Origin of the sequence: Pseudomonas benzenivorans (assembly GCF_024397895.1) — a bacterium.
GTDB classification, from domain to species: domain Bacteria; phylum Pseudomonadota; class Gammaproteobacteria; order Pseudomonadales; family Pseudomonadaceae; genus Aquipseudomonas; species Aquipseudomonas benzenivorans_A.
This window is the reverse complement of the sequence record NZ_CP073346.1, coordinates 2159919-2185877: the sequence shown is the minus strand read 5'-3', so window position 1 is coordinate 2185877 and position 25959 is coordinate 2159919. Positions and strand designations below refer to the sequence as shown.

22 protein-coding genes and 2 tRNA genes are annotated in these 25959 nt (G+C 66.7%); 2 read left to right on the top strand and 22 right to left on the bottom strand.

Annotation, left to right across the window (positions count from 1 at the left end; translation table 11 throughout):
* The first annotated feature begins 2 nt into the window (after positions 1 to 2).
* Positions 3 to 809: a helix-turn-helix domain-containing protein gene (locus KDW96_RS10225; RefSeq protein WP_255840298.1), complete on the top strand. Its 807-nt coding sequence runs from the start codon at positions 3 to 5 to the stop codon at positions 807 to 809.
* Between the two features lie 55 nt (positions 810 to 864).
* On the opposite strand, the gene KDW96_RS10220 is transcribed toward KDW96_RS10225, so the two are convergent.
* The gene (locus KDW96_RS10220) at positions 865 to 2772 is read right to left on the bottom strand and encodes a beta-ketoacyl synthase (protein ID WP_255840508.1); all 1908 of its coding nucleotides are present in this window, start codon (positions 2770 to 2772) and stop codon (positions 865 to 867) included.
* Between the two features lie 250 nt (positions 2773 to 3022).
* On the opposite strand from KDW96_RS10220, the gene KDW96_RS10215 reads away from it, so the two are divergent.
* Complete coding sequence (locus KDW96_RS10215; RefSeq protein WP_255840297.1) at positions 3023 to 4672, top strand: acyl-CoA synthetase; 1650 nt, start codon at positions 3023 to 3025, stop codon at positions 4670 to 4672.
* Positions 4673 to 4803: 131 nt separating this feature from the next.
* Here KDW96_RS10215 and dctM read toward each other — a convergent pair whose 3' ends face one another.
* From dctM to KDW96_RS10110, 21 genes are all read right to left on the bottom strand, one after another.
* The gene (gene dctM / locus KDW96_RS10210; protein ID WP_255840296.1) at positions 4804 to 6087 is read right to left on the bottom strand and encodes a C4-dicarboxylate TRAP transporter large permease protein DctM; all 1284 of its coding nucleotides are present in this window, start codon (positions 6085 to 6087) and stop codon (positions 4804 to 4806) included.
* A complete protein-coding gene (locus tag KDW96_RS10205) occupies positions 6084 to 6731 on the bottom strand; it encodes a TRAP transporter small permease (protein WP_255840295.1) in 648 nt (215 codons plus the stop codon). Before KDW96_RS10205 ends, dctM begins: the two co-directional genes overlap by 4 nt.
* A gap of 141 nt (positions 6732 to 6872) precedes the next feature.
* Positions 6873 to 7865, bottom strand: coding sequence for a C4-dicarboxylate TRAP substrate-binding protein DctP (gene dctP, locus KDW96_RS10200; RefSeq protein WP_255840294.1), 993 nt, complete (start codon positions 7863 to 7865; stop codon positions 6873 to 6875).
* Positions 7866 to 8171: 306 nt separating this feature from the next.
* A complete protein-coding gene (locus tag KDW96_RS10195) occupies positions 8172 to 9560 on the bottom strand; it encodes a sigma-54-dependent transcriptional regulator (RefSeq protein ID WP_255840293.1) in 1389 nt (462 codons plus the stop codon).
* Positions 9557 to 11368, bottom strand: coding sequence for a sensor histidine kinase (locus tag KDW96_RS10190; protein ID WP_255840292.1), 1812 nt, complete (start codon positions 11366 to 11368; stop codon positions 9557 to 9559). The genes KDW96_RS10195 and KDW96_RS10190 overlap by 4 nt, the downstream gene beginning before the upstream one ends.
* A 256-nt stretch (positions 11369 to 11624) precedes the next feature.
* Positions 11625 to 12494: a dTDP-4-dehydrorhamnose reductase gene (gene rfbD / locus KDW96_RS10185; RefSeq protein ID WP_255840291.1), complete on the bottom strand. Its 870-nt coding sequence runs from the start codon at positions 12492 to 12494 to the stop codon at positions 11625 to 11627.
* Positions 12491 to 13036, bottom strand: a complete 546-nt coding sequence (gene rfbC, locus KDW96_RS10180; protein ID WP_255840290.1) for a dTDP-4-dehydrorhamnose 3,5-epimerase — start codon at positions 13034 to 13036, stop codon at positions 12491 to 12493. The genes rfbD and rfbC overlap by 4 nt, the downstream gene beginning before the upstream one ends.
* A complete protein-coding gene (gene rfbA / locus KDW96_RS10175) occupies positions 13033 to 13905 on the bottom strand; it encodes a glucose-1-phosphate thymidylyltransferase RfbA (RefSeq protein WP_255840289.1) in 873 nt (290 codons plus the stop codon). The genes rfbC and rfbA overlap by 4 nt, the downstream gene beginning before the upstream one ends.
* A gap of 12 nt (positions 13906 to 13917) precedes the next feature.
* Positions 13918 to 14973, bottom strand: a complete 1056-nt coding sequence (gene rfbB, locus KDW96_RS10170; protein WP_255840288.1) for a dTDP-glucose 4,6-dehydratase — start codon at positions 14971 to 14973, stop codon at positions 13918 to 13920.
* Between the two features lie 161 nt (positions 14974 to 15134).
* Positions 15135 to 15210, bottom strand: a tRNA-Thr gene (locus tag KDW96_RS10165).
* A 249-nt stretch (positions 15211 to 15459) separates the two neighbouring features.
* Positions 15460 to 16725 (bottom strand): methyltransferase, encoded by a 1266-nt coding sequence (locus tag KDW96_RS10160; RefSeq protein ID WP_255840287.1) that lies wholly within the window; start codon positions 16723 to 16725, stop codon positions 15460 to 15462.
* Between the two features lie 40 nt (positions 16726 to 16765).
* Positions 16766 to 17455 (bottom strand): ABC transporter permease, encoded by a 690-nt coding sequence (locus tag KDW96_RS10155; protein ID WP_255840286.1) that lies wholly within the window; start codon positions 17453 to 17455, stop codon positions 16766 to 16768.
* Entirely contained in the window at positions 17452 to 18147 is a 696-nt protein-coding gene (locus tag KDW96_RS10150) for an ABC transporter permease (RefSeq protein ID WP_255840285.1), read from the bottom strand. Before KDW96_RS10150 ends, KDW96_RS10155 begins: the two co-directional genes overlap by 4 nt.
* Before the next feature lie 50 nt (positions 18148 to 18197).
* Positions 18198 to 18950 (bottom strand): ABC transporter substrate-binding protein, encoded by a 753-nt coding sequence (locus KDW96_RS10145; RefSeq protein ID WP_255840284.1) that lies wholly within the window; start codon positions 18948 to 18950, stop codon positions 18198 to 18200.
* A 17-nt stretch (positions 18951 to 18967) separates the two neighbouring features.
* Entirely contained in the window at positions 18968 to 19741 is a 774-nt protein-coding gene (locus tag KDW96_RS10140; protein WP_255840283.1) for an ABC transporter ATP-binding protein, read from the bottom strand.
* A 925-nt stretch (positions 19742 to 20666) separates the two neighbouring features.
* Positions 20667 to 20858 carry a hypothetical protein gene (locus KDW96_RS10135; RefSeq protein ID WP_255840282.1) on the bottom strand — a complete coding sequence of 64 codons (192 nt, stop codon included), beginning with the start codon at positions 20856 to 20858 and terminating at the stop codon, positions 20667 to 20669.
* A 187-nt stretch (positions 20859 to 21045) separates the two neighbouring features.
* Positions 21046 to 21121 (bottom strand) — tRNA-Phe (locus KDW96_RS10130).
* Between the two features lie 90 nt (positions 21122 to 21211).
* A complete protein-coding gene (locus KDW96_RS10125; RefSeq protein ID WP_255840281.1) occupies positions 21212 to 21484 on the bottom strand; it encodes an oxidative damage protection protein in 273 nt (90 codons plus the stop codon).
* Positions 21481 to 22560: an A/G-specific adenine glycosylase gene (mutY, locus tag KDW96_RS10120; RefSeq protein WP_255840280.1), complete on the bottom strand. Its 1080-nt coding sequence runs from the start codon at positions 22558 to 22560 to the stop codon at positions 21481 to 21483. The genes KDW96_RS10125 and mutY overlap by 4 nt, the downstream gene beginning before the upstream one ends.
* On the bottom strand, positions 22557 to 24788 hold the full coding sequence (locus tag KDW96_RS10115) for an AsmA family protein (protein WP_255840279.1): 2232 nt from the start codon (positions 24786 to 24788) through the stop codon (positions 22557 to 22559). Before KDW96_RS10115 ends, mutY begins: the two co-directional genes overlap by 4 nt.
* Positions 24789 to 24849: 61 nt before the next feature.
* Positions 24850 to 25956: an NAD(P)/FAD-dependent oxidoreductase gene (locus KDW96_RS10110; RefSeq protein ID WP_255840278.1), complete on the bottom strand. Its 1107-nt coding sequence runs from the start codon at positions 25954 to 25956 to the stop codon at positions 24850 to 24852.
* Between the last annotated feature and the right edge of the window lie 3 nt (positions 25957 to 25959).

The window sequence follows — 25959 nt, the reverse complement described above, 5'->3', positions numbered from 1 at the left end:
GGATGCACTCAATCGCCCCGCTGCAGGTCGAACACTTCCATATCGAGCAGCTGAGCACCGAGCGGGAGGCCCATCACGTCGAGTACGTGCTGTCCTTTATCGTCGAGGGGCAGTTGCAGATGAGCCATGGCGAAACCTTGACGGTGACGGCGGGCAGTGTGGTGCTGGTGCCCGCAGGGGTGCCCCATCAACTGTTGTCGGGCCATGGCCTGCAGATCTGGTGGGTGGGTTTTTGCCCCGGCTGCCTTGGGTTGCACGAGAACCAGGGGCCCATGTTGCCCTTTCGCCAGGTGCGCCTGGGCGCCTCACCTGCGGTCAGCATCGACCCCGCCAGGCGCGCGCTGCTGGCGCAGTATTTCGCCGAGCTCAAGCGTCTGAGTGCGGCTGCCGGCCCGGCCAACCCTGAGCTCGCGAAGAGTCTGCTCAACCTGATTCTGGCCGAAGTGGGCAGCGCCATGATGCCGGTCGCGCTGACCCGCGATGCGCTGGTAGGCAACGTGCTGGACTATATCCAGCTGCATTGCTGCCGACCCCTGAGCCTGGCGGAGGTGGCGGCGGTGGTGCACAAGAGTCCGGCCTATGTCACCCATAGGGTCAAGCTCGCCACCGGTGCGAGTGTGGGCCAATGGATCACCAGTAACCGCCTGCACCAGGCCTGTACCCATCTGCTGCATAGCAGTGCCACGGTCGCCCAGGTAGCTGAGTTGGTGGGCTGGCAGGATGTGACCCACTTTATTCGCCAGTTCAGCAAACGCTTTGGCCAAACGCCGGGCGCCTGGCGTCGGCAGCAGCGGGACCACGGCCGCTAGGCTCGGCAACAAGCTTTAGCGGCCTAGTACTCGCGAGAATGGCACCCCGGGGCCATCAGTCGAGCATGTCGCGGTAGCGGTCGTCCTGCTTGAACACCAGGGGCTGGGCGAAGCCAGGCACCTTGACCTGGGTGTCGCCCAGTTCGATGGCCGTGTCGTCGATCAGGTCATTGCCGAAGTTGTAGATGATCTCCAGTTGCCCCAGCAGCGCCTGCTGGTCGTACTGCAGGGCGGCGGCGCGGGTCTGCTCGCGGCGTGTGCAGTAGTCGGCGAAGGCCGCCTCGCCGTGGCGCTTGCGCAGCATGCGCTCGACCACGTGGGGCGCCAGCACCACGCCGCTGGCGTTGTTGCCGCCGAAGCCCTTGGAGTTGATGAAGCACACGTCCAGCGCCTGTTCGCCGACCCGGCGGTCCTCGGTGGCGATGCTCAGGTGCTGCTGGTGCACGTCGTCGGCGACGCCGTCGATGGTCTTGATCCCCGGAATTACTCCGTACTTGAAGCTGCCCAGGGCGGCGATCAGTTGGTCGCCACTGGCGGTGGCCAGGGAGTGGCCGACGAAGGCCTTGGCCGCGGTGATCGGCCATTGCTCGATGGCGAAGGCGGCGGCGATGCGGTCCAGCAGTTCCGACTCGGTGACCCGGTTGGCCGGGGTGCTGGAGCCGTGGGCGTGGATGAAGCTGCGCTGGCGCACCGCGTCGCTGCCGAGCAGCTGCACGGCGCTGGCCACGGCCTTGGCCATGGTCAGGTAGTTGCCCGGACCGGGAGCGGAGATCGATTTCTTGAAGCCGTCGGCGTTGATGAACACGTCCGGCACCGCGCCGTGGATGTCGGCACCCAGCTCCAGGGCCAGTTCGTCGTCCATCAGCACCACGAACTGGCAGGCTTCGGCCAGGGTGAAGCCGCAGTTCTCGCCGAACGGGCGGCTGGCGCGGCGGAAGTCCACCTGGTCCTTGCCCTCGATCTGGCGCAGGCCGTCCTCGGTGGCCAGGGCGCCCATGGCGCCGTAGCCCTCGATGCATTCCTGGTTGATCGGCGCCTCGCTGCTGCCGACGATGACCACCCGCGCCTTGCCCGAGGCGATCTGCTCGATGCCTTTCTGCAGGTTGTAGAGGAAGGTGGCGCAGGCACCGGTGACGGCGCCGGTGGTGCCGACGCTGCCGAGCACGTAGGCGTTGATGAAGTCCGCCGGCATGGTGTTGAGGCCCAGGGCCAGCTGCTTGGCGGTGACCCGGCCGCCCTTGAGGCGCGACTGCATCAGGCCGCCGAAGCCGTTCTCGTCGAGCTGGCTCATGATGCAGCTGGCGAACACCGCGATCTCGTCCGGCGCCACGCGGTCGACGATCGACTGCCAGGGCAGGCCGATGGAGCGCAGGGCGTCGGTCACCCCGACGATGGCCATGCTCAGGCCGCGCGGGTGGAAGCGCGAGTTGTACAGCTCGGCCGGCTCGAAGCCGCTGGGCAACTGGCCGGCGGACTTCACCGGCAGGGCCCGGTAGCTGTCGACCTTGAATTCGCAGTTGTCGTGCAGGGTGACCCGCACCTCGGCGGCGTTGAGCGCCTCGACCGTCCAGTTGGCCGGCAGCGGCTCGGGGAGCTGCTTGCGGCTGGCGATGAAGCTCAGCTGGCTGCCCGGCGTTTCGCTGAGGGTGATGCTCTTCTGCCAGTGGGCGGCGTCGACGTCCAGGTAGCTCTTCTCGATGCGCCGCACCAGGGTCGCGGCGAGGATCTGCTCGGCGAAGCGTGCGTCGATCTCGGCCAGGCTCAGCGCCGTGCCGTCCTGATCCTGGTAGGCGCCGTCGACCACGCGCAGCAGCTTCATCATCACCGCCAGGCCGGCGAGGGTTTCCTGACGCGCCTGGGTGTCCATGGATTCCAGCACCGTGCGGCGGAAGCCGTGGTGAAAGGAGCTGCGCCCGGCAGCGTTGTAACCACCAAAGCCAACGATCACGGGTAGGCGAGATATCACGTGGAAAACTCCTTCAAATGAATTCGTCAGGACAGGCGCAGGTGGGGCGATGCAGGCCTGTCGTGCGGAACGGGAGCCCCTCTAGCCCGCGGATGGGCCGCAAGGGCGAGCGCCGGCTCGGCTGTTCGGATGCCTATGCTGACGTGGTTCATGACCTGTGAGTCACGGCTTCGACCAAGGTAGGGCTTGGATAAGGCCCTACGACTGCTAGGGTTAATGGCGCCTAAGATTGAGCTGGAGAACAACAATGAACAGCGTCAACCCTTACGAAAACGGCATGCCGCGCGACGCGGCGAACTTCCAGGCGCTCAGCCCCTTGAGCTTTATCGAGCGTGCGGCCAGTGTCTACCCGCAGCGCCTGGCACTGATCAACGGTCGCCTGCGCCAGTCCTGGGGCGACACCTACAGCCGCTGCATCCGCCTGGCCTCGGCGCTGGCCGGGCGCGGCATCGGCCTGGGCGATACGGTTGCGCTGCTGGCACCCAATGGTCCGGCGCTGTTCGAGGCGCACTTCGGCGTGCCGATGTGCGGCGCGGTGCTCAATGCCGTCAATACGCGTCTGGACGCCGAGGCCGTCGCCTTCATCCTGCAGCATGGCGAGGCCAGGGTGCTGCTGGTTGACAAGGAGTTCGGCGAGCTGGCGCAGCGCGCCGTCGCCCAGCTGAGCAGCCCGCCCCTGATCATCGGCATCGACGACCCCGAATACGACGCCGGCCTGCTGCTCGGCGAGCTGGACTACGAGGCGCTGCTGGCCGAGGGCGATGGGGACTATGCCTGGCAGCTGCCGGCCGACGAGTGGCAGGCCATCGCCCTGAACTACACATCCGGCACCACCGGCAATCCCAAGGGGGTGGTCTACCACCACCGCGGCGCCCACCTCAACGCGCTGTCCAATGCACTGTGCTGGGACATGCAGCGGTTCCCGGTGTACCTCTGGACCCTGCCGATGTTCCACTGCAACGGCTGGTGCTTTCCTTGGGCCCTGGCCGCCTACGTCGGCACCAGCGTGTGCCTGCGGCAGGTGCGCGCCGAGGCGATCTACCCGTTGCTGGCCGAACACGGCGTCGACCATTTCTGCGGCGCGCCCATCGTGCTGAACATGCTGGCCAATGCGGCGGACGAGCTCAAGGCGCTGAAGACCCGCCCGGTCAAGGTGCTGACCGCCGGGGCGGCGCCGCCGGCGGCGGTGATCGAGGCCATGGAGGCCCTGGATTTTCGCGTCACCCACGTCTACGGCCTGACCGAGACCTACGGCCCCAGCGTGGCCTGCGAGTGGAAGGCGGAGTGGGACGGCGAGAGCCCGGAGCAGCGTGCACGCCTCAAGTCGCGCCAGGGCGTGCGGGCGCCGCTGCTCGACGGGCTGATGGTGGCCGACCCGGACACCCTGCAGCCGGTGCCCAAGGACGGCCAGAGCATCGGCGAGATCTTCATGCGCGGCAACGTGGTGATGAAGGGCTACCTGAAGAACCCCAAGGCCACCGCCGAGGCCTTCGCCGGCGGCTGGTTCCATTCCGGCGACCTGGCGGTCTGGCATCCGGACGGCTATGTGGAGATCAAGGACCGCTCCAAGGACATCATCATCTCCGGCGGCGAGAACATCTCCTCGATCGAGGTGGAAGACGTGCTCTACCGCCATCCGCAGATACTCGAGGCCGCGGTCGTGGCCATGCCCAGCGAGAAATGGGGCGAGACGCCCTGCGCCTTCGTCACCCTCAAGCCGGGGGCGACGCTCAGCGCCGAGGCGGTGATCGCGTTCTGCCAGGCGCGCATGGCGCGCTTCAAGGCGCCGGGTTGCGTGGTCTTCACCAGTCTGCCGAAGACCTCCACCGGCAAGGTGCAGAAATTCCTGCTGCGCGAGCAGGCCAAGGCCCTGGCGGCCGGACAGACTGCCGCCTGAGGGTTGGCGCGCGAGGTTGCGGCCCGGCGCTGAGCCGAGCCGTACGGCGCCCTCGACTGGGTCCCAGGCATAAAAAAGCCCGGCGCTGGGACCGGGCACAATGGGTACGGGAGGTCCCGAAGCAGGGGCGTTTAGCTCATGCCCAGCCAGTTCGGCAGGGCCAGGGACACCGCCGGGATGTAGGTGATCACCAGCAGGAAGCTCAGCAGCAGCATCAGCCACGGCCAGGCCGCGCGGATCACCGAGGTCAGGGGCATGCCGGTCACCGCCGAGGTGACGAACAGGTTCAGGCCCACCGGCGGGGTGATCAGGCCGATCTCCATGTTCACCACCATGATGATGCCCAGGTGGATCGGGTCGATGCCCAGCTGCACGGCAATCGGGAAGAGGATCGGCGCGAGGATCAGGATGATCGCCGAGGGCTCCATGAAGGCGCCGGCGATCAGCAGCACGATGTTCACCACCATCAGGAACTGCCAGGGCTGCAGGCCCATCTCCACCACCCAGGCGGTGATCTGCTGGGGGATCTGCTCGGTGGTCAGGACATGGGCGAACAGCATGGCGTTGGCGATGATGAACATCAGCATGATCGACAGCTTGCCGGACTCCAGCAGCACCTTGGGGCACTCGCGGATGGTCATGTCCTTGTACACGAACAGCGCCACGAAGCCGGCGTAGACCGCCGCCACCGCCGCAGCCTCGGTCGGGGTGAACATGCCGGTGTAGATACCGCCGAGGATGATCACCATCAGCAGCAGGCCCCAGATCGCCTTGCGCCCGGTGGCGACCAGCTCGCGGAAGCTGGCCCGCGGCATGGCCGGCAGGTTCATCTTGCGCGCGACGATGTAGATCGCCGTCATCAGCGCCAGGCCGAGCAGCAGCCCGGGCATCACCCCGGCCATGAACAGCTTGCCCACCGACTGCTCGGTGGCCGCGGCATAGACCACCATGACGATCGACGGCGGGATGAGGATGCCCAGGGTGCCGGCGTTGCAGACGATGCCGGCGCCGAACGCCTGGGGGTAGCCGGAGCGGACCATGCCGGCGATGGCGATGGAACCGACCGCGGCCACGGTGGCCGGGCTGGAGCCGGACAGGGCGGCGAACAGCATGCAGGCGAGCACCGCGGAAATCGCCAGACCGCCACGGATATGGCCGACGCAGGCGTTGGCGAAGTCGATCAGGCGCTTGGCCACGCCGCCGGTGGTCATGAAGGCGCCGGACAGCAGGAAGAACGGGATGGCCAGCAGGGTGTAGTGCTCGGAGGTCTCGAACAGCTTGATCGCCAGCGAGCGCACCGAGTCCGGGCTGAACAGCATGATGGTCATGGAGCCGGCCAGGCCCAGGGACACGGCGATCGGCACGCCGATGAACATCAGCAGGAACAGCAGGACGAAGAGGAACAGAATGGTCATGGCTTGGGGTCCTTCTTCGATGCGTCGTCGTGCTCGGTCAGTTTCATCGCCTCGGCGGCCTCGTCGGCCAGGCCCAGGCCGGTCTGCTGGTTACGCAGGATGCGCACGAAGATTTCCAGGAAACGGATGAACACCATGGCGTAGCCGAAGGGCACGATCAGGGTGATATGCCATTGCTTGATGCCGTAGTGGCCGAGGTCCTCGGCACCGATACCGGCGGTCAGCAGGGTACGCACCCAGTCGAAGCTGGCCACGCTGATCAACCCGGCATAGCCCAGGCAGCACAGGCAGGCGATCAGGCCGATGATGCGCTGGGTGGGCTTCTTGGCCAGCTTGACCAGGGCGTCGACGCCGATGTGCCCGGCGGTACGCACGCCATAGGCCAGGCCGAAGAAGATCAGCCAGGCGAACAGGGCCTTGGTCAGGGCGATGCTCCAGGTCATGGCCTGGGCCATCTCGATCACGCTGTCACCGATGGCGAAGAACAGGTCGCTGGCCGCCGGCCAGTTGTCGCCAAGGCTGTAGAACACCGTGTAGAGGTTATTGAGGATCACATAGACGAATGTCACTAGCGTCATGGTCCCCAGCAGGAAGGCGATAAAGCCTTCCTCGAAGTGGTCCCAGACGCGCCGCAAGGCGTTCATCGTTCGAGTCTCCCGGTGAACAGGTGGATAACACATGGGGCGGGCCAGGCGTGGGCGCTGACCCACCGGGTGATGCCGGGCGCTACCAGAGGCAGCGCCCTTGGGGCACCCGGGGCGAAACCGCCCGGGCGCCAGACGGCCTTACTGCTGGTTGGCGGAGTCGGCGGCCTTGATCAGGTCGGCGCCGATCTCGGCTTCGAACATGCCCCACACCGGCTTCATGGCGTCGCGCCACTGGCCACGCTGCTCGGGGGTCAGCTGGATGATCTCGCTGGTGCCGGCGGCGATGATGGCCTCTTTGGCCTCCTGATTCAGCGCGTCGGCCTGCTTGTTCACCTCGGCGGTCACCTCGACGTTGATCTTCTCCAGCTCGCCGCGCACGTCGGCCGGCAGGCCTTCCCAGAACTGGGTGTTGGTGATCAGCATGTAGTCCAGTACGCCGTGGTCGGACTCGGTGATGAACTTCTGCACCTCGTGCATCTTCTGGCTGTAGATGTTCGAGTAGGGGTTCTCGGCACCGTTGACCACGCCGGTCTGCAGGCCCTGGTAGACCTCGGCGAAGCTCATCTTGCGCGGGTTGGCGCGCACGGCCTTGAACTGCTCATCGAGCACGGCGCTGGCCTGCACGCGGAACTTCAGGCCGCGGGCGTCCTTGGGCTCACGCAGGGCCTTGTTGGCCGACAGCTGCTTCATGCCGTTGTGCCAGTAGCCGAGGCCGGTGATGTTCTTGCTTTCCATGGACTTGAGCAGCGCCTGACCTTCTGCGCTCTGCTGGAAACGGTCGACCGCGGCGATGTCGTTGAACAGGAACGGCAGGTCGAACACCTGCAGCTGCTTGGTGTACTGCTCGAACTTGGCCAGGGAGGGGGCAATCATCTGCACGTCACCGAGCAGCAGCGCCTCCATTTCCTTGCCGTCGCCGAACAGAGAGGAGTTCGGGTAGACCTCGACCCGCACCTTGTCGCCCAGGCGCTCCTCGGCGAGCTTCTTGAACATCAAGGCGCCCTGGCCTTTCGGGGTGTTTTCGGCGACTACGTGGGAGAACTTGATGACGATCGGGTCGGCCGCCTGGGCCAGACCGGCGATGGTCAGGGACAGGGCGCACGCCAGCGCCTTGGCAGTCAGTTTGAACATGTGAGTGCTTCCTCTTGTTGTGCTTATCGCGTTGAGCGCCGCAGCGCCGGAAACGGGCGAACAGCTTCAAGTCTAGGCGGCCTGTCGAAAAGTGACGGACGCAGGGCCGAACCGGCCCGGACTGGAATCTGTGGGATCGCCTGGAGTGACTAGAGCAACCGCCATGCCAGGGTTGCGCTCGGGCGCGCGATGGGCCGAGCGCAGGCCGCTACAGCCGGCGCTAGAGGGGGGATATGACCGCCGTGGTGGCTTTGGCGCTGAATGCCGGCGCCGGCTGTGGGCGCAGGTGTGGCGGATATCCGCCAGCTACTCCGGCGCGTCTGGCGAGCTTCCGCCAGCCTCGGCGAAGCTCAGGCCGTGTTTGCGCAGTTTGTCGTGCAGGGTCTTGCGCGGCACGCCGAGGGCCTCGGCGACGCTGCGCAGCGAGCCATGGTCGCGGCCCAGTTCGGCGGCGATCAGCGCCCGCTCGAAGGCTTCCACCTGCTCGCCGAGGGTGCCGCCGGCGGCCGTTTCGAGCGCTTGACCGTGGGGCTCCAGCTCCAGACCAAGGTCCAGACCCAGGGCGAAGCGCTCGGCGGCGTTCTGCAGCTCACGCACGTTGCCCGGCCAGGGGTGGCGCAGCAGCTGCGCGCGCTGTGCGGACTGCAGCTCGCGGGGGCTCAGGCCGTGGCGCTGGCTGGCGGCCTCGGTGAAGTGCTGGAACAGCAGCAGGATGTCGTCGCCACGCTCACGCAGTGGCGGGATGCGCAGCGGTGCGACGTTCAGCCGGTAGTACAGGTCGGCGCGAAAGCGCCCCTGATCGGCGGCCTGGCGCAGGTCTTCCTTGGTCGCGGCGATCACCCGGATGTCCAGGGGGATCAGCTGGTTGCCGCCGAGTCGCTCGACCACCCGCTCCTGCAGCAGGCGCAGCAGCTTGACCTGCACCTCGAGGCTCATGCTCTCGATCTCGTCGAGGAACAGGGTGCCGCCGTTGGCGAACTCGAACTTGCCGATGCGGCGCTTTTGCGCGCCGGTAAAGGCGCCCGGCTCGTGGCCGAACAGCTCGCTTTCCACCACCGACTCGGCCAGGGCGCCGGCGTTGATCGCCACGAAGGGCCCGCCGCGGCGGCTGGACAGGTCGTGCAGGGCGCGCGCCACCACCTCCTTGCCGGCCCCGGTTTCGCCGAGGATCAGCACGTCGGCGGCGATCCCGGCGAGGGCGCCGATCTGCTCGCGCAGGCGCTGCATCGCGGGGGACTGGCCGACCAGGCGCGCGGACAGCTCGTGGCGGTCGCTCAGGGCCAGGCGCAGGCTGCGGTTGTCCAGCACCAGGCGGCGCAGGGCCAGGGCGCGGCGCACGCTGTCGAGCAGCTCGTCGCTGGCGAAGGGTTTTTCCAGGAAGTCATAGGCGCCGGCGCGCATCGCCTGCACGGCCAGGGGCACGTCGCCGTGACCGGTGATCAGCAGCACCGGCAGCTCCGGGTCCTGCTGATGCAGCTGTTCGAGCAGTTGCAGGCCGTCGATCCCCGGCATGCGGATATCGCTGACCACCACGCCAGGCCAGTCGCGCTCGATGCGTGCGGCTGCGCCCCGGGCGTCGCCCAGGCTGGCGACCTTCAGCCCGGCCAGGTCGAGGGTCTGGCTCAGGGCCCCGCGCAGGTGGGGGTCATCGTCGATCAGCAGGACCTGGGTGCGGGCGTCGAAGGGCAGGGTCATGGGGCAAAGTCCTCGGGCGGCTGAATGTTCACGCCGTGCTCGGCGGCGCGCAGGCGCAGGGTCAACAGGGCGCCACCGGCGGGGTGGTTGGCCAGCAGCAGCTCGCCCCCCAGGGCGCGCATCAGGGTGTCGCAGATCGCCAGGCCGAGGCCCAGGCCCTGGGCGCTGGTCTTGGTGGTGAAGAACGGCTCGCGGGCGCGTTGCAGGGCCTCGGCGGAAAACCCCGGGCCGTTGTCGCGCAGCTGCAATTCGATGCCGTCGCCGCTGCGTTCGGCACTGAGCCAGAGGCGCCGCGGCGGCGGCATTTCGGCCAGCGCGTCGAGGGCGTTGGCCAGCAGGTTGCCGAGCACCTGGCGCAGGCGGGTCTCGCCGGCCTGGACCCACAGGGTGGCGTCCGGCAGGTCGCGGATCAGTTCGACCTGCTGGGCCTGGCGGCGCTTGGCCAGCAGGGCCAGGGCGTCGTCGATGGCCGGCTGCAGGGCGACGCTCTCCGGGGCGTGACGATCGCGGCGGGCGAAGGCGCGCAGGTGGGCGATGATCGAGGCCATGCGCTCGGTCAGCTGGCTGATCAGGCGCAAGTTGTCGCGGGCGTCCTCGGCGCGCTGGTGGTCGAGCAGCACGCCGGCGTTGTCGGCGTAGCTGCGAATCGCCGCCAGGGGCTGGTTGAGTTCGTGGCTGATGCTCGCGCTCATGGTGCCGAGGGCCGAGAGCTTGCCGGCCTGGACCACTTCGTCCTGGGCCCGCACCAGCTCCTGCTGGGCCTGTTCGCGCTCCAGCACCTCCTGTTTCAGGCGGCTGTTGAGCCGCTCCAGGTCCTGGGTGCGCTCCTGTACGCGCTGTTCCAGCAACTGGCGCGCCCGGGCGTCCAGGGCGATGCGCTCGAGGTAGTGGCGGCGCCGCTGCATCAGCAGCCCTAGCAGCAGGATCAGCACCAGCAGCGCGGCGCCACCGATGGCGACGGCCGAGCGCACGGGACGGTCGAGCAGGCTGCGCGGGACCAGGATGCTGGCGGTCCAGCCGATGTCCTCCAGATCGCGCGCCTGGCGAAGCCAGGCCTGATCATCGAGGCGCAGCGGTGGCGGCGACTGAATCAGGTAGGGCTGGGTGTCGGCGATGGTCGCCCGCTCGGCCTTGTCCAGCTTGCGGGTGGCGTGGAAGCGCCAGTCGGGGTGGGAGGTGAGGATCACCACGCCATGGCTGTCGGTTACCAGCAATTGCTCGGGGCGACTGCCCCACAGGGTTTCGCTGTGGTCCAGGTCGACCTTGACCACCAGTACGCCGATGATCCGCAGGCCCTCGCGCACCGGCGCGGCGAAGAAGTAGCCACGCTTGCGCGAGGTGGTGCCGAGGCCGAAGAAGCGCCCGGCGCGGCCTTGCATGGCTTCCAGGAAGTAGGGGCGATAGGAAAAGTTGCGCGTGACGAAGCTGTCGGCCTGATCCCAGTTGGAGGCCGCCAGGGTCTGGCCGTCGGGCGCCATCAGGTAGATCACGTCGGCGCCGGTCTGTTGTTGCAGGCCGCCGAGCAGGCGGTTGGCCTGGTCACGCAGGCCGCCGTCGTCGCGTTGCTGCAGCAGCTGGCGCAAGGCCGGCAGCTGACTGAGGATCGGTGGCAACACCTCATAGCGGCGCAGGGTGCCGAGCAGGTTGGCGACATAGAGGTCGAGGGTCTGGCCGCTCTGCCGGTCCAGGGCGTCACGGTAGTAGCGCTCGGCCAGTTGCTGCAGGGGCCAGAGCAGGGAGGCCAGGGCTATCGCCAGCAGGGCCAGGCTGCGCCAGCGCGGGCGGCGGGGTAATGCGGTGGAGGGCATGGGCGGATGACTCGATCGCGGTAATGCTGAGCATAGTAAGGGGCGCGGCGCCCCGGAACTGAGCATAAAGCAATTGTCGGACCAGGCAGCGACAGCTGGGGGATGTTGTCGAGGCCCAGCCGATGGCTGGCGCGCGGGTAGCGGCTGCTCTTGCTGCCCGGCGCACTGCCTGGCGTTTGCCGCTTCAACCGGCGAACAGGCCCGGGCAGCTATGGCCGCTCATGGCCGCCGCGGCCTGACGGCGGGCATCAAGCCCTTAGCGCGGGTTGGCCAGGCATTCCAGCAAGGCGTCGTGCCAGTCGGGCAGCTGGATATGCCAATCCCGTTGCAGGCGCGAGCAGTCCAGGCGCGAGTTGAGCGGGCGTTGCGCCGGGGTCGGGTAGGCGCTGCTGGGGATGGCCTCGAGTTGGGCGGTGGCTTTGCCTTGGGTGCGCAGCTGCTCGGCGATGGCGCTGGCGAAGCCGAACCAGGAGGTCTCGCCCTGCCCGGTCAGGTGGTAGGTGCCCCAGGGGCCGGCCTGGCCGGAGCGCCAATGGCCGATCAGCTCGGCGGTGGCGGCGGCGATGCTGCCGGCCCAGGTGGGCGCGCCGATCTGGTCGGCCACGACCTTGAGCGCGTCACGCTCCTGCAGCAGGCGTTGCATGGTCAGCAGGAAATTGCGCCCGTGCAGCGAATAGACCCAGCTGGTGCGCAGGATCAGGTGCGCGCCGCCGACCGCCTGGATCGCCTGTTCGCCGGCCAGCTTGCTGCGCCCGTAGACGCCCAGCGGGTTGGGCTCGTCGGCCTCGATGTAGGGCGTCGGCTTGTCGCCGTCGAACACGTAGTCGGTGGAATAGTGGATCAGCGGCACGTCCAGGGCAGCCGCCTCCTGCGCCAGGACCTCGGGCGCCATGGCGTTGATCGCGAAGGCCAGCTCGGGCTCGCTTTCGGCCTGGTCGACCGCGGTGTGGGCCGCGGCATTGATGATCAGCTCGGGGCGCAGGGCGCGGACCAGCTGGCGAATCTGCTCCGGCTGGCCGAGGTCGAGCTGGTCGCGCCCGCGCACGACCAACTCTGCCTGCCCAGCAAGACACAGCTGCAGCTCCTGGCTGACCTGGCCGTGCTGACCGAGCAACAGGATTTTCATGGGAACAGCTCCGCTTCGCCCAGGCTGAGGCCGGCCTGGTCCTTGGCCGACAGCTGCGGCGCTGCGGCGAGCGGCCAGTCGATGGCCAGGCTCGGGTCGTCCCAGCGGATGCAGCGCTCATGGGCCGGGGCGTAGTAGTCGGTGGTCTTGTAGAGGAACTCGGCGAACTCGCTGAGCACCAGGAAACCATGGGCGTAGCCTTCCGGCACCCAGAGCTGGCGCTTGTTCTCGGCGGACAGCTGCACGCCGATCCAGCGGCCGAAGGTCGGCGAGGCGCGGCGAATGTCCACCGCCACGTCGTAGACCTCGCCGGCGGTGACCCGCACCAGCTTGCCCTGGGCCTGCTGCACCTGGTAGTGCAGGCCGCGCAGCACGCCGCGCTGCGAGCGCGAATGGTTGTCCTGGACGAATTCCCGGTCCATGCCTATGGCCTCGGCGAAGGCGCGGGCGTTGAAGCTTTCGTAGAAAAAGCCGCGCTCATCGCCGAACACCTTGGGTTCGAGGATCAGCACGCCTGGCAGGTCGGTCTGAATGATGTTCACGCGTGCTCCTCCGCCAGCTTGAACAGGTACTGGCCGTAGCCGGTCTTGCCGAAGGCTTGCGCCTGGCTGAGCAACTGGTCACGATCGATCCAGCCGTTCTGGAAGGCCACCTCCTCCAGGCAGGCGACTTTCAGGCCCTGGCGGTGCTCGATGGTCTGCACATATTGCGAGGCTTCCAGCAGGCTGTCGTGGGTGCCGGTATCGAGCCAGGCGAAGCCACGGCCGAAACGCTCGACGCGCAGGTCGCCGCGCTTGAGGTAGGTGTTGTTGATGTCGGTGATCTCCAGCTCGCCGCGGGCTGAAGGTTTCACCGCCTTGGCGATCTCCACCACGTCGTTGTCGTAGAAATACAGGCCAGTGACCGCGTAGCTGGACTTCGGCTTGGCCGGTTTTTCCTCGATGGACACGGCGCGCCCCTGGGCGTCGAATTCGACCACGCCGAAGCGCTCCGGGTCGCTGACCCAGTAGCCGAAGACGGTGGCGCCGCTCGCAAGGCTCGCCGCGCGTTGCAGCTGTTCGCCAAAGTGCTGGCCGTGGAAGATGTTGTCGCCGAGGATCAGGCACACCGAGTCGTCGCCGATAAACGACTCGCCAATCAGGAACGCCTGGGCCAGGCCATCCGGCGACGGCTGTTCGGCATAGCAGAGACGCACGCCGAACTGGCTGCCGTCGCCGAGCATCTTCTCGAACTGGGGCAGGTCGTGGGGGGTGGAGATGATCAGGATGTCGCGGATGCCGGCGAGCATCAGCACGGAGATCGGGTAGTAGATCATCGGCTTGTCGTAGATCGGCAGCAGCTGCTTGGACACGCCCAGGGTGATCGGGTGCAGGCGGGTACCGGAGCCGCCCGCCAGGATGATGCCTTTCATGGATACTGCTCCTTACAGGGCGCCGAGGCGCTCGCGTTGATAGCTGCCGTCCTGCACGCGGCGGCACCAGTCGAGGTTGTCCAGGTACCAGCGCACGGTCTTGCGCAGGCCGCTGGCGAAGGTTTCCTCGGGCTTCCAGCCCAGTTCGCGTTCGATCTTGCTGGCGTCGATGGCATAGCGCTGGTCGTGGCCGGGGCGGTCGGCGACGAAGCTGATCTGCTCGCGGTAGGAGCCGCCTGCTTGGCGCGGCGCCAGTTCATCCAGCAGCGCGCAGATGCTTTCCACCACGTGCAGGTTCTTCTGCTCGTTGTGGCCGCCGATATTGTAGGTCTCGCCGACCTGGCCCGCGGTCACCACCTTGAGCAGGGCGCGGGCGTGGTCCTCGACGTACAGCCAGTCGCGCACCTGCTGGCCGTTGCCATAGACCGGCAGCGGCTTGCCATCCAGGGCGTTGAGAATCACCAGGGGGATCAGCTTTTCCGGGAAGTGGTAGGGGCCGTAGTTGTTCGAGCAGTTGGTCAGCAGCACCGGCAGCCCGTAGGTCCGTTGCCAGGCGCGCACCAGGTGGTCGGAGGCCGCCTTGCTCGCCGAATAGGGGGAGCTGGGGGCGTAGGGCGTGGTTTCGGTGAACAGGTCATCGACACCATGGAGGTCGCCGTAGACCTCGTCGGTGGAGATGTGGTGAAAGCGAAACGCCTGCTTGCGCCCGTCCGGCAGCGCGGACCAATAGCCGCGGGTCGCTTCCAGCAGGCTGTAGGTGCCGACGATGTTGGTCTGGATGAACGCGGCGGGGCCGTCGATGGAGCGGTCGACGTGGGACTCGGCGGCCAGGTGCATCAGCGCATCCGGTTGGAACTCGGCGAGTATCTCGGCCACCTTGGGCTGGTCGCCGATGTCGGCCTGGACGAACTGGTAGCGGGGACTAGCGGCGACGGTTGCCAGGGATTCGAGGTTGCCGGCGTAGGTCAGCTTGTCCAGGTTGAGCACCTGGTGCTCGGTTTCGTTCAGCAGGTGACGGATCAGTGCCGAGCCGATAAAGCCGGCACCGCCGGTGACCAGAATGCGCATAGAGATTGGCCTCATTGTTCAGGCTGCGAGTGTACCGCCTAGCTTGTCGGCTGAGCGCAGCGGCTGCAAGCGTTGCATGGGGCGAAATGGTACGAGGGTGGCCATTTCCCTCAATCGCAGAAACAACAAAGGCCCGCATCGCTGCGAGCCTTTTGTTTGTATGGTGCCGGCACCAGGAGTCGAACCCGGGACCTACTGATTACAAGTCAGTTGCTCTACCAGCTGAGCTATACCGGCACTGAAGGGCCGCCATTATATCCATTCGTTCGTGCGAGTAAAGCCGTTCCGGCGCAGTTTGGCGCGGGTTTGGCTATCAGCCGGCGGGGCCTTATGCACAACTGGCAGGCTGCCACCCTGGTTATCGGTAAAAACTGTGGGCTTTCTCACGGATTTTCTCAAGGTCATGTTTTTATTGGCTTTTATGCTCTGCTTAAAAAACAGTCAGCAGCCATGCGGCTGGATAAGCAGGGCTCCGCAGCTGTTTGCTCAGAATCTATCAACACAGTTATCCACAGATTGTGTGGGCAACTCGGTGGTTGTGCGCTCGGCGAGCAGTAGCAGGTTGCGCGGGCTGAGCTGTCGCGGGCAGAAGGTGCCCAGGCGTACGGTAAAACCCTGGTTCTGTAGGTAAAGGGCACGGTCGAGCAATAGCCACAGCTCCAGGGGGCGGCGAAACAGGGCGCGCAGTAGTTCCAGGTTGCGGACTTCCGCCAGGCGCTGCCAGCCCTGAGTCTCCAGTTCCGCCCAGTCGTGAAGTGGACCCGGGTCGGCCAGGCCCTTGAGGGCGGCCAGGTCCCGGCAGTAGCCGGCCAGGTCCTTGTCCAGCCAGGCCGGCGGCAGGGAGGGCGTGGGCAGGTATTCATCGACGCCGCGCAGCCGCCGTTGCAGCAGGTCGAAGGCCAGCCGTCGGGCCATGGACATATCCCGCTGGCGGCGCACCCGGGCGCCGGCGGTGACGGTCTCCTTGAGCGGCAGGGAGAGGTCCTCCCGCGACAGGCGCAGCCTCGAGGCCCGGGCGGGGGCCGATAGCGGTTGATAGTCGGGGGTGGCGATCCGGTTGTAGCAGCAGGGGGCGATCGCCAGTTGACGGCAGCCGGCCTGGCTGGCCAGCTGCATCAGGCGCACATGCAGCTCGCCGCAAGCGTGCAGGGCGACCGGGCTGTGTTCGGCGCTGAGCCGCTCTGCAGCGTCCTGCGCCAGTACGTCCTGGCGCAGGTGCTGGGCAGCGATCCCCAGGCGCTGGCTGAGTCGTTGGCCGTCGGCTACCAGCTGCGCGTCGTGCTCCAGACAGGTTAGCGGCTGCCCCTCGCGGGCCAGCAGGCGACCGAGGTGGCCCTTGCCCGCGCACCAGTCGAGCCAGTGCTGTGGCGCGTCGCGAAACTGCAGGCGGCTGGCGAAGGCCCGAATCTGCTGCCACTTGCGTCCCGGCACGTCGAGCGAGAGGCGCGCGGGCGGCTCCGCCAGTGGTAGCTGTGGCAGTTCGCCGAGCTCAGTCAGCGCCTGGACCCGCCTGGCGATTGCGGCGAAAGGCTCGGGAGCATCGATGAGGTCGGGGCGGCCATGATCGGCCTCGGCTTGCTCCAGGCTGCGGGCGCGTAGCCAGCGAGCGAGTTCGCGGTGGCGGTCTTCCCAGGGCAGCCGGTGCTGGGTGAAGGGCTGTGGTCGCCAGAGGCTCTGGTGCTCGACCAGCAGCGAATCCAGCGCTCTGAAGCGCTGGAGCAGGGCGTCGCCGCTTAGGAATTGGCTGTGCATGCTCGCGTTCGGTCGATGTCGGTCAGTTGCCGCGACAGGCTCATCGACCCTGGCAGGCGTCGACGCGCAGCCAGCGTTCCAGCAGTTTGAAGCCGCGCACCAGAACGAAGGCGATGCCCAGGTAGAACAGACCGGCGGCGAAGAAGATCTCCACCGGCAGATAGGTGCGGGCGATGATGGTGCGGGCCATGCCGGTCAGCTCCAGCAGGGTCACGGTGCTGGCCAGGGCGCTGGCCTTGAGCATCAGGATCACTTCGTTGCTGTAGGCCGGCAGGCCGATGCGCGCGGCCCGCGGCAGGACGATGTAGAGCATGGTCTGCCAGCGCGCCATGCCAAGGGCCCGGGCCGCCTCGACTTCACCCGACGGCACGGCCTGGATCGCGCCACGGAGGATCTCGGCGATGTAGGCGGCGGTGTGCAGGGTCATGGTGATGATGGCGCACCAGTAGGCGTCGCGCAGGTAGGGCCAGAGCGGTCCTTCGCGCACCGCATCGAACTGCGCCAGGCCGTAGTAGACCAGGAACAGCTGCACCAGCAGCGGGGTGCCGCGGAAGAAGAAGATGTAACCGTAGGGCAGGGCGCGCATGTACCAGTGCTTGGAGGCGCGGGCGATGCCCATGGGGATGGCCAGGATCAGCCCGGCGAGCACCGCGACGGCGACCAGCTCCAGGGTCAGCATGGCCCCTTCGGCCAGGCGTGGCAGCCACTTGATGATGACTTCCCAGTTCATGCGGCGCTCCGGACAAAGCCACGGCTGGCACGCTTCTCGAGGAAGTGCAGGCCGATCATGGCGAGGATGGTCAGGCCGAGGTAGATCAGCGCGGCCACCAGGAAGAAGGTGAAGGGTTCCTTGCTCGAGGTCACGGCGATCTGCGAGCGACGCATGATCTCCTCCAGGCCGATCACCGAGACCAGGGCGGTGTCCTTCATCAGGATCATGAACAGGTTGCCCAGGCCCGGCAGGGCGATGCGCCACATCTGCGGCAGGATCAGGCGCCAGAAGATTCGCGGCCTGGACAGGCCGAGGGCCTGGCCGGCTTCGCGATGGCCCTTGGGGATGGCCAGAATGGCACCGCGGAATACCTCGGTGGCGTAGGCGCCGAAACACAGGGCGAGGGCGATACTGCCGGCGGCGAAGGGCGACAGCTCCAGGCTTTCCATGCCGAGCAGGTCGGCCAGCTCGCGCATCAGGTTGACCGTGCCGAAATAGATCAGCAGTACCCAGAGCAGCTCGGGGACGCCGCGCACGATGGTCGAATAAGTGCCGCCGAGCCATTGCAGCGGCTTGTACGGCGAGGTCTTGGCCATGGCGCCGAGCAGGCCGAGCACCAGACCCAGGCACAGCGCGCTGAGCGCCAGCTTGATGGTCATCAGGGTGCCGGCGGCCAGGGCCGGGCCGAATCCGTAGAGGTCTAGGGTCATGGGGGCTCAGAGGCCTGCGCCGCCCGGGAGGGCGACGCAGGGCAGGCTGCTCAGTAGATGCTGAACGGGAAGTACTTGTCGTTGATCTGCTTGTAGGTGCCGTCGGCAACGATTTCCTTCAGCGCGGCGTTGAGCTTCTCGCGCAGCGGGTCACCCTTGCGCACGGCGATGCCGATCTTGTCGTTGTCGAACACCGGCTCGCCCTTGAACTCGAAGCCCTTGCCGGCGTCGCTCTTGAGCCATTCCCAGTTGACGAAGGTGTCGGCCAGCACGCCGTCGAGGCGGCCGGAGGAGAGGTCCAGGTAGGCGTTCTCCTGGGTGTCGTACAGCTTGATGTCGACCACGTCATCGAGGTTGTCTTCCAGCCAGGTGCCGGCGATGGTCGCGCGCTGGGCGCCGATCACCTTGCCCTTGAGGCTGGCTTCGTCGGTCTTGAACTCGCTGCCTTTGGGCGCGATGAACTGCAGCTTGTTGGTGTAGTACGGCTCGGTGAAGTCCACCGCCTGCTGGCGTTCCTCGGTAATCGACATGGAGGCGACCAGGAAGTCGAATTTCTTGGCGTTCAGCGCCGGGATGATGCCGTCCCAGTCGGAGGTGACCACTTCGCACTCAGCCTGCATCTTGGCGCACAGGGCCTGGGCAATTTCCACGTCGAAGCCGACCACCTGGCCGCTGGAGTCGATCAGGTTGAACGGTGGGTAGGCGCCTTCGGTGCCGATCTTCAGCTTGTCGGCGGCCACGGCGCTGGTGCCGAAGGCCAGGGTGGCGGCCGCAGCCAGCAGGATCTTCTTATATTTCTGCATGCGTTGTAGCTCCATTTTTAGTGATTGCTGGACATGAACTGTTTGCAGCGCGCCGACTTCGGGTTGTCGAACACCTGTTGGGGTGGACCCTGTTCTTCGACCAGGCCCTGGTGGAGAAACACCACTTCGCTGGACACCTGGCGGGCAAAGTTCATCTCGTGGGTCACCAGCAGCATAGTGCGACCTTCTTCAGCAAGCGCGCGGATCACGTTGAGCACTTCCTGGACCATCTCCGGGTCGAGGGCCGAGGTCGGCTCGTCGAACAGGATCACCTTGGGCTCCATGCACAGGGTGCGGGCGATCGCCGCGCGCTGCTGCTGGCCGCCGGACAGCTGGTTCGGGTAGACGTGGCGCTTGTCGGCGATGCCGACCTTGGCCAGCAGGGCCTCGGCCCGCTCGGTGGCCTCGGCCTTGCTCAGGCCCAGTACCCGGCGCGGCGCCTCGATGATGTTGTCGAGCACGCTCATGTGCGGCCACAGGTTGAAATTCTGGAAGACGAAGCCCAGCTCGCTGCGCAGGCGGTTGATCTGCTTGCTGTCCGCAGCAACCAGGTCCCCCTGTTTGCCAGGCTTGAGCTTGAGCTCTTCACCCGCCACGAGGATCTGCCCCTGATTGGGGTTCTCCAGCAGGTTGATGCAGCGCAGGAAGGTCGACTTGCCGGAGCCGGAGGAGCCAAGGATGGAAATCACGTCGCCATCTTGCGCCGTGAGGGAGATGCCCTTGAGCACCTCAAGGTCGCCGTAGCGTTTGTGCAGATTGCGGATTTCCAGCGCGGGCGTGGCCTCGGCCATGGGGGGTCCTCTTCTTGTGCGGATGCGCTCCGGGCTGCGGTTGGGCCTTCCTGGCGTGGCGCCAAGCTAGCATAGCGTTTCGCTGACCGCCAAGCCGTTTACGGGGCGGCTGCGGCCTGATGAGTCACGAGTGTCGCCTGGCTGCAGCTGTCTGTCGCGCGAGCGCAAGAAGGCCGATGGGATGGTGCGGGCTGCCCAGTGAGCGAGGTGTGCCGTTAGTGCTTCGCCTCAGCGCGGTGTTTGATCGCTCGGCGCTTGTTTTGCCAGCAGTGGGGGCTGTCTTGGGGGCTGCGGTCGCTGCGTCCGGCAGGTGAGGTTGCAACAACATCGCGGGGTAACGGGGTGACAGCTATGCCGCTTTCAGCTCGCTGATCAGCATGCCGTGTTGAACCACGCAGGTGCGTCCGGCGGACTCCAGTCGAAGCGGGTCTCGTCCGGTGATCGACCAGCCCCTCGCAAGCATGCGATCGATGTGTTTGCGCATTGAGTGAAGCGAGCGCTGTTCCGGTACAGGGGTGTGCATTCTTAAAGGCCTGCTGGTCGGTTTCCCGTATTCAGTTGGATACTGCATGGGCTGGGCAAGCTTGCTGGAGTCTCGGCGCCAGTAGCATCGCGATAATAAACTAACAACGCGAGTCTTTAGATCGAGAAAACGTGAACCATTCCGCATTCTTCCACTGTTCCGTGCCTCGCTGCGGGCGGAATAGCCGGGCTGTGATGGGTGAAAAAGGCTTGTGCTGACCCTTCATGAGCCACGCCGATGCATCGCAGGATGGTTGCTCGCGGTCGCCTCGGTTCAGCGCTTTGCGGCTGTCCCTTATGGTGCGAGATGCGCTGTAAGAGGGGCTTTCGAGTTGCTTGGGCTGGAATGCAAGATCGGGTTCGGCGGGGCGAGCCCCGCCGGAAGAAACGTTATACGGCCTGATCAGGTGCCGCTTTTAAACTCGAGTGCCGGAAAGTGCTCCCGGAAAAGTTGTCCGCTCTCTTGCATGAGCTTCTGCCCTTCGGCGATTTCGTTTCGCTTTGAGTCGCGCAGCATCACCTCAATATACCGCCCGGCTCCGGCTCCGGCTCCAAACTTGTAAGCCCTCTCTTTCGGCTTGAGCGCTGCAAGCACCCTGCTATCCAGCCCGGCGTCCGTTCTGGGGGCGCCGTTCTGGGCCGAACTGGGGGTTCGCCGGATACACCCCCAGTACTTTGGACTTGCAAGGCAACGCCTGAGAATCACAGACAACAAAAAACCCGCACTAGGCGGGTTTCTTGTGGGCTTTCGGGTGATTTTGACACCACCTGAAAACGAAAGGTGGTGCCCAGGGACGGAATCGAACCGCCGACACGGGGATTTTCAATCCCCTGCTCTACCGACTGAGCTACCTGGGCAACGGGGCGCTATTAGACGGTTTTGGCTTATGCCTGTCAAGCGTGAGATTAAAAAATATTTAACTATTTCGGGTGTTTACGTTCAGGGGCCTATTCGCTGGGCGGCACATAGCCTTCGGCCTGGGCGTATTCCTCGCCGGAGAGGAACTTGTCCATCTCGGCCTGGAGGAATTTGCGGTCCTCGGCGTTCATCATGTTCAGGCGGCGTTCGTTGATCAGCAGGGTCTGGTGCTTCTGCCACTCGTCCCAGGCTTGCTTGGAGACGTTGTTGTAGATGTCTTCGCCCTTGGCGCCTGGGTAGGGCGGGCGATCCAGGCCGGGTAGCTCTTTCTTGTGCTTGCGGCACATCACGGTGCGGGTCATGGCTGCTCTCCAGTAAGTGGGGCGGGATTCAGTTGGTCGGCCGCGCGCTTCAGCAGTTTCTTCACTGGGGCGGCGAGGCCCAGGCGTGGCGGGGTGGCGAGGTTATACCAGAGCCAGTCGGCCTCGGCCACGGCGTGGGGTGCGCCATCGGCGCGGATCAGCCAGGGCTCTATGGTCAGCTGGAAGTGGCTGAAGGTGTGAGTCAGGCGATCCAGTTCCTGGCGCGCACCGAGCCGCAGGGCGTGGCGCTCGGCCAGGGTTTCGAGGCCCTCGAGATCGTCCAGCTCGGGCAGGCTCCACAGGCCGCCCCACAGGCCGCTGGAAGGGCGGCGGTAGAGCAGGATCTCGCCGGCCGCATTGGTCAGCAGCGGCATCAGGGTGCGCTTCTGCGGCAGGGCCTTGCGCGGCTTGGGCATCGGGTAGCGAATCTCCAGGCCGAGCAGGTGGGCCTGGCAGCCGCCGCGCAGGGGGCACAGCAGGCAGCTTGGCTTGCTGCGTGTGCAGAGAGTGGCGCCGAGGTCCATCATCGCCTGGGTGTAGTGATTGACCCGGGCCTCTGGGGTCAGACGCTCGGCGACCTGCCAGAGCTGCTTGGCCACCTTGGGCTCGCCGGGGTAGCCCTGCTGGGCGACGTAGCGGGCGAGCACCCGCTTGACGTTGCCGTCGAGGATCGGCGCGCGCAGGCCCATGCTCAGGCTGGCGATGGCGCCGGCGGTGGAGCGTCCGATGCCGGGCAGGGCGGTGAGGGCCTCGACATCGCGGGGGAACTCGCCGCCGTGCTCGGCCATGACGATCCGCGCGGCTTTCTGCAGGTTGCGGGCGCGGGTGTAGTAGCCCAGGCCCGTCCACAGGTGCAGCACCTCGTCTTCGGCGGCCTCGGCCAATGCCTGCACGCTGGGCAGGGCGGCCATGAAACGGTCGAAATAACCGAGCACGGTGCTGACCTGGGTCTGCTGCAGCATGATTTCCGAGACCCACACCCGGTAGGGGGTGATGCCCTGTTGCCAGGGCAGGTCCTTGCGGCCGTGGCGGTCATACCAGTCGAGCACCGCGGCGGCGAACTGCTCGGGACTCATTGCTTGAACAGACCCTTGAGCGCGTCCTTGAGCTCGGGGCTGACCTTGTCACCGAGCTTCTCCTCAAGCTTCTCGGTGAGCTTGTTGCCGGCCAGCTTGGCGGCGACCTTGCCGAGGCCGTCCTGGTCCAGGCGACAGGCCTTGGCGCCGAGCTCCAGCGGGCCGCGGCAGCGCAGCGGCCAGGCGATGCCGACATAGCGTTCGTTGACCTGGCAGGCCGGGTCGGGCATGGCGCGCCGGTCGCCCTCGATGGTGACGCCGACCCGGTAGTCGAGGCCGAGCACGCGCAGGTCGAGGTCGCCCTCGCCCTTGGCGCTGAGACCGGGAATGCGCGCCTTGAGGTCGTCATTGCTGGCGACGCCGTTGCGCAGGACCAGGCTGCCCTGCAGGGTCTCGAAGGGCGTGTCCTTGCCGCTTGGCGGGTTGCTCGGGACCTTGCGGTTGAGGGTGGCGATGCCGCGGCACAGCTGATGCTCGAGGTTGGCGTCAACCAGCACGCCGTCTGCCAGGGCGAAGTTGGCAGTGCCGTTGAGGCCATCGACCCAGGCCTTCTCACTGTTGCCGCTGGTGCTCAGGTCGGCCTGCAGGTCCAGCAGGCCCTTGATCGGCGAGGGTTGCTCTTCGCTCTTCAGGAAGGGCTCGAGGGGAATGCGCTTGAGCCTTTGCTGCAGGCTGAGCAGCGGAATGGCCGGGCGCACGTCGATGCGCGCCTTGGCGTCGAAGCTGCCGTCGGCGAGCTTGCCGCGCAGGCTCTCCAGCGTCAGCACGCCGGCTTTGCTCTTGGCTGCGAGCTCCAGCGCGCCGATGGCCTGCTTCTTGACGGTCAGCTGCTCGAGGTTCAACGCCAGTTGCAGGTCGAGCTTGCGCAGCGGCTCGATCGGCAGCAACGGGCTGGCGCTCCAGGCTTGCTGGGTCGGCGCGTCGGGCAGCGGGCTGCTGCCGTTGCTGCCGGCACGGGCGACGGCCTCCTTGACTTCGACCTGGCGCGCGGCGTCGGCGCCCTGCTCCTCCTTGCTCGGTGGTGGCAGGTAGCGGTCGAGGTCCAGGCGGTCGCCCTTGAGCTGTACGCGCAGCGCCTGCTTGGCAAAGTCGCTGATGACCAGCTGGCCGCTGAAGCTGCTGTCGTCGAGTTTCAGCTGCAGCTCATCCAGGGTCAGGCTGTTCGGCGTGCCGCTGAGGCGGGTGACCAGCTCGAATTCGCCGAGGGCCTTGGCGTCGCTCATCGGCGGCAGCGGCTGGCCGATGCCGGTGAGGAAGTCGCGCAGGTTGAGCGGGGCGATGGACAGGCCGCCGGACAGCTTGGCCGTCTTGTCCAGGTCGCGCACCTTGAGCTCGCCCAGGGCGCGCAGCTGGTTGGCCGAGAGCTTCAGGCCGTTCCACTCGGCGACCTGGGCGGCCAGGTCGACCAGCAGTTCGCCCTGGATCGCATAGGTCAGGGTCTGGCCGTCGAGCGGTTCGCCCGAGGCCTCGCCGGAGAGCCGGGCGCCTTCCAGCTGGTAGCGCTTGAGCGCGCGATCGAAACGCAGCCGGCCCTGCAGCTCGCTGCGTGCGCGCAGCAAGGGCTGGCTGGTGCCGAAGAAGGCGCTGAGCTTGACCGGGATGCTGGCGCCTTCGCGGATGGCGCCGGTGGTCAGCTGGATGCTCTCGGCGCTGAACTGCTGGCCCTTGCGGGCGTCGCGGTAGTCGATGCGGGCGTTGTTGACGATCAGGCTGTCGATGTCCAGCTTGATCGGCTGCTCGCGCTCGGCCGGGCCGGCCGGCGCCTCGGGAGCGCCGTCGCTGCCGGCGGTCCCGGTCGCCGTGGGCGCGGCCTCGGCCGCAGCGGCCGGGCGGCCGACATCTTCCCAGTTGCCGCGGCCGTTCTTGTCGCGCTGCAGGTCGAGATTGAGGCCTTCGATGCGGATGTCGCTCATCTGCACCTCCTTGCGCAGCAGCGGCAGCACGCGCACCGACAGGCCAAGCAGGCGCAGGTCGGCGAAGGGTTGCTGCGGCGTGGTGGCGCTGGCCAGGGTGGCGTCGGTCAGCTCCAGGCCGAGCCAGGGGAACAGGCTCCAGCCGATGTCGCCCTTGAGGGTCAGCTCGAGGTTGGCCTTGTCGCGGGCCAGCTGACGAATTTCGTCCTTGTAGTCGTTGGGGTCGAACAGGTGGGTCAGGGCGAAGCCCAGAGCCACGATGATCAGCAGCAGTCCGAGGAAAAACAGACCCAGGATCTTGCCGAGCGCTTTCATGGACGAATCCTTGTTTTGAATGGCATGGAAAGTTGAACGCGGAAGTATAACGCCGCGCAGATCAAAGGGATTGCGCCACACGCTCGGCGATGGCCAGGCTGGCGGTCAGCCCGGGTGACTCGATGCCGTACAGGTTGACCAGGCCGGCCAGGCCATGGGCATCCGGGCCTTGGATGACGAAGTCGGCGGGTGGTTCCCCGGGGCCGGAGAGCTTGGGGCGAACGCCGCTGTAGCCAGGCGTCAGGCGTGTGCTGTCGAGGTCCGGAAAATAACGGCGAATCGCGGCGGCGAAGGCGTCGCGCAGCTGTTCGTCGACGCCATAGTCGATCTGCTCGAGGTAGCGGGTGTCCGGGCCGAAGCGCAGCTGGCCGCCCAGGTCCAGGGTGGCGTGGATGCCCAGTCCGGCGGTGTTGGCTTCCGGCATCGGGTAGATCAGGTGATTGAACGGCGAGCGACCGCGGTAACCGAAGTAGCGGCCCTGGCACAGGTGCAAGCGCGGAATTCGACTCGCGGGCAGGCCGGCGGTGTGCTGCGCCAGCTGCTGGGCGAACAGGCCGCCGGCGTTGACCGCGCACTGGGCCTTGAGCTGGAACGGCTCGCCGGCGCTGCTGCCGCGGGCGACCCAGCCGTCGGCGTCGGGCTCGAGGCGCTCCACCCGGCTGTCGAGGACCAGTTGTGCGCCCTGCTGCTGCGCGGCGGCGAGCAGCGACTGCAGGTAGGCGTGGCTGTCGATGATGCCGGTGCTTGGCGACAGCAGCGCCGCTGCACCGTGCACGGCGGGCTCCAGCCGACGCAGCTGCGCGTGGGTAAGCGCCTGCAGGTCGTGCACGCCGCAGGCTTCGGCGTTGGTGGCGAGGACCTCGAGGTTGGCGCGCTCGGCCTCGCTGACCGCCACCAGCAGCTTGCCCAGGCGCCGGTGCCCGACCCGGTGCTCGGCGCACCAGGCGTACAGGCGCTCGCGCCCCTCCAGGCACAGCTCGGCCTTCAGCGAGCCGGGGGGGTAGTAGAGGCCGGCATGGATGACCTCGGAGTTGCGGCTGGACGTGTGGCTGCCGACAAGTCTTTCCGCCTCGACTATCAGGGTGCTCCGGTTCGGCCGGGCCAGGCGCGTGGCACAGGCCAGGCCGAGGGCCCCGGCGCCGATGATCAGGGTGTCGACACTGTCCAAGGC

What these genes read in the sequence shown, in the direction of transcription:
- KDW96_RS10225 (WP_255840298.1), top strand. Translation starts at nt 3, where the DNA reads ATGCACTCAATCGCCCCGCTGCAGGTCGAACACTTCCATATCGAGCAG.
- KDW96_RS10215 (WP_255840297.1), top strand. Translation starts at nt 3,023, where the DNA reads ATGAACAGCGTCAACCCTTACGAAAACGGCATGCCGCGCGACGCGGCG.
- dctM (WP_255840296.1), bottom strand. Translation starts at nt 6,087, where the DNA reads ATGACCATTCTGTTCCTCTTCGTCCTGCTGTTCCTGCTGATGTTCATC.
- KDW96_RS10205 (WP_255840295.1), bottom strand. Translation starts at nt 6,731, where the DNA reads ATGAACGCCTTGCGGCGCGTCTGGGACCACTTCGAGGAAGGCTTTATC.
- dctP (WP_255840294.1), bottom strand. Translation starts at nt 7,865, where the DNA reads ATGTTCAAACTGACTGCCAAGGCGCTGGCGTGCGCCCTGTCCCTGACC.
- KDW96_RS10195 (WP_255840293.1), bottom strand. Translation starts at nt 9,560, where the DNA reads ATGACCCTGCCCTTCGACGCCCGCACCCAGGTCCTGCTGATCGACGAT.
- KDW96_RS10190 (WP_255840292.1), bottom strand. Translation starts at nt 11,368, where the DNA reads ATGCCCTCCACCGCATTACCCCGCCGCCCGCGCTGGCGCAGCCTGGCC.
- rfbD (WP_255840291.1), bottom strand. Translation starts at nt 12,494, where the DNA reads ATGAAAATCCTGTTGCTCGGTCAGCACGGCCAGGTCAGCCAGGAGCTG.
- rfbA (WP_255840289.1), bottom strand. Translation starts at nt 13,905, where the DNA reads ATGAAAGGCATCATCCTGGCGGGCGGCTCCGGTACCCGCCTGCACCCG.
- rfbB (WP_255840288.1), bottom strand. Translation starts at nt 14,973, where the DNA reads ATGCGCATTCTGGTCACCGGCGGTGCCGGCTTTATCGGCTCGGCACTG.
- KDW96_RS10160 (WP_255840287.1), bottom strand. Translation starts at nt 16,725, where the DNA reads ATGCACAGCCAATTCCTAAGCGGCGACGCCCTGCTCCAGCGCTTCAGA.
- KDW96_RS10155 (WP_255840286.1), bottom strand. Translation starts at nt 17,455, where the DNA reads ATGAACTGGGAAGTCATCATCAAGTGGCTGCCACGCCTGGCCGAAGGG.
- KDW96_RS10150 (WP_255840285.1), bottom strand. Translation starts at nt 18,147, where the DNA reads ATGACCCTAGACCTCTACGGATTCGGCCCGGCCCTGGCCGCCGGCACC.
- KDW96_RS10145 (WP_255840284.1), bottom strand. Translation starts at nt 18,950, where the DNA reads ATGCAGAAATATAAGAAGATCCTGCTGGCTGCGGCCGCCACCCTGGCC.
- KDW96_RS10140 (WP_255840283.1), bottom strand. Translation starts at nt 19,741, where the DNA reads ATGGCCGAGGCCACGCCCGCGCTGGAAATCCGCAATCTGCACAAACGC.
- KDW96_RS10125 (WP_255840281.1), bottom strand. Translation starts at nt 21,484, where the DNA reads ATGACCCGCACCGTGATGTGCCGCAAGCACAAGAAAGAGCTACCCGGC.
- mutY (WP_255840280.1), bottom strand. Translation starts at nt 22,560, where the DNA reads ATGAGTCCCGAGCAGTTCGCCGCCGCGGTGCTCGACTGGTATGACCGC.
- KDW96_RS10115 (WP_255840279.1), bottom strand. Translation starts at nt 24,788, where the DNA reads ATGAAAGCGCTCGGCAAGATCCTGGGTCTGTTTTTCCTCGGACTGCTG.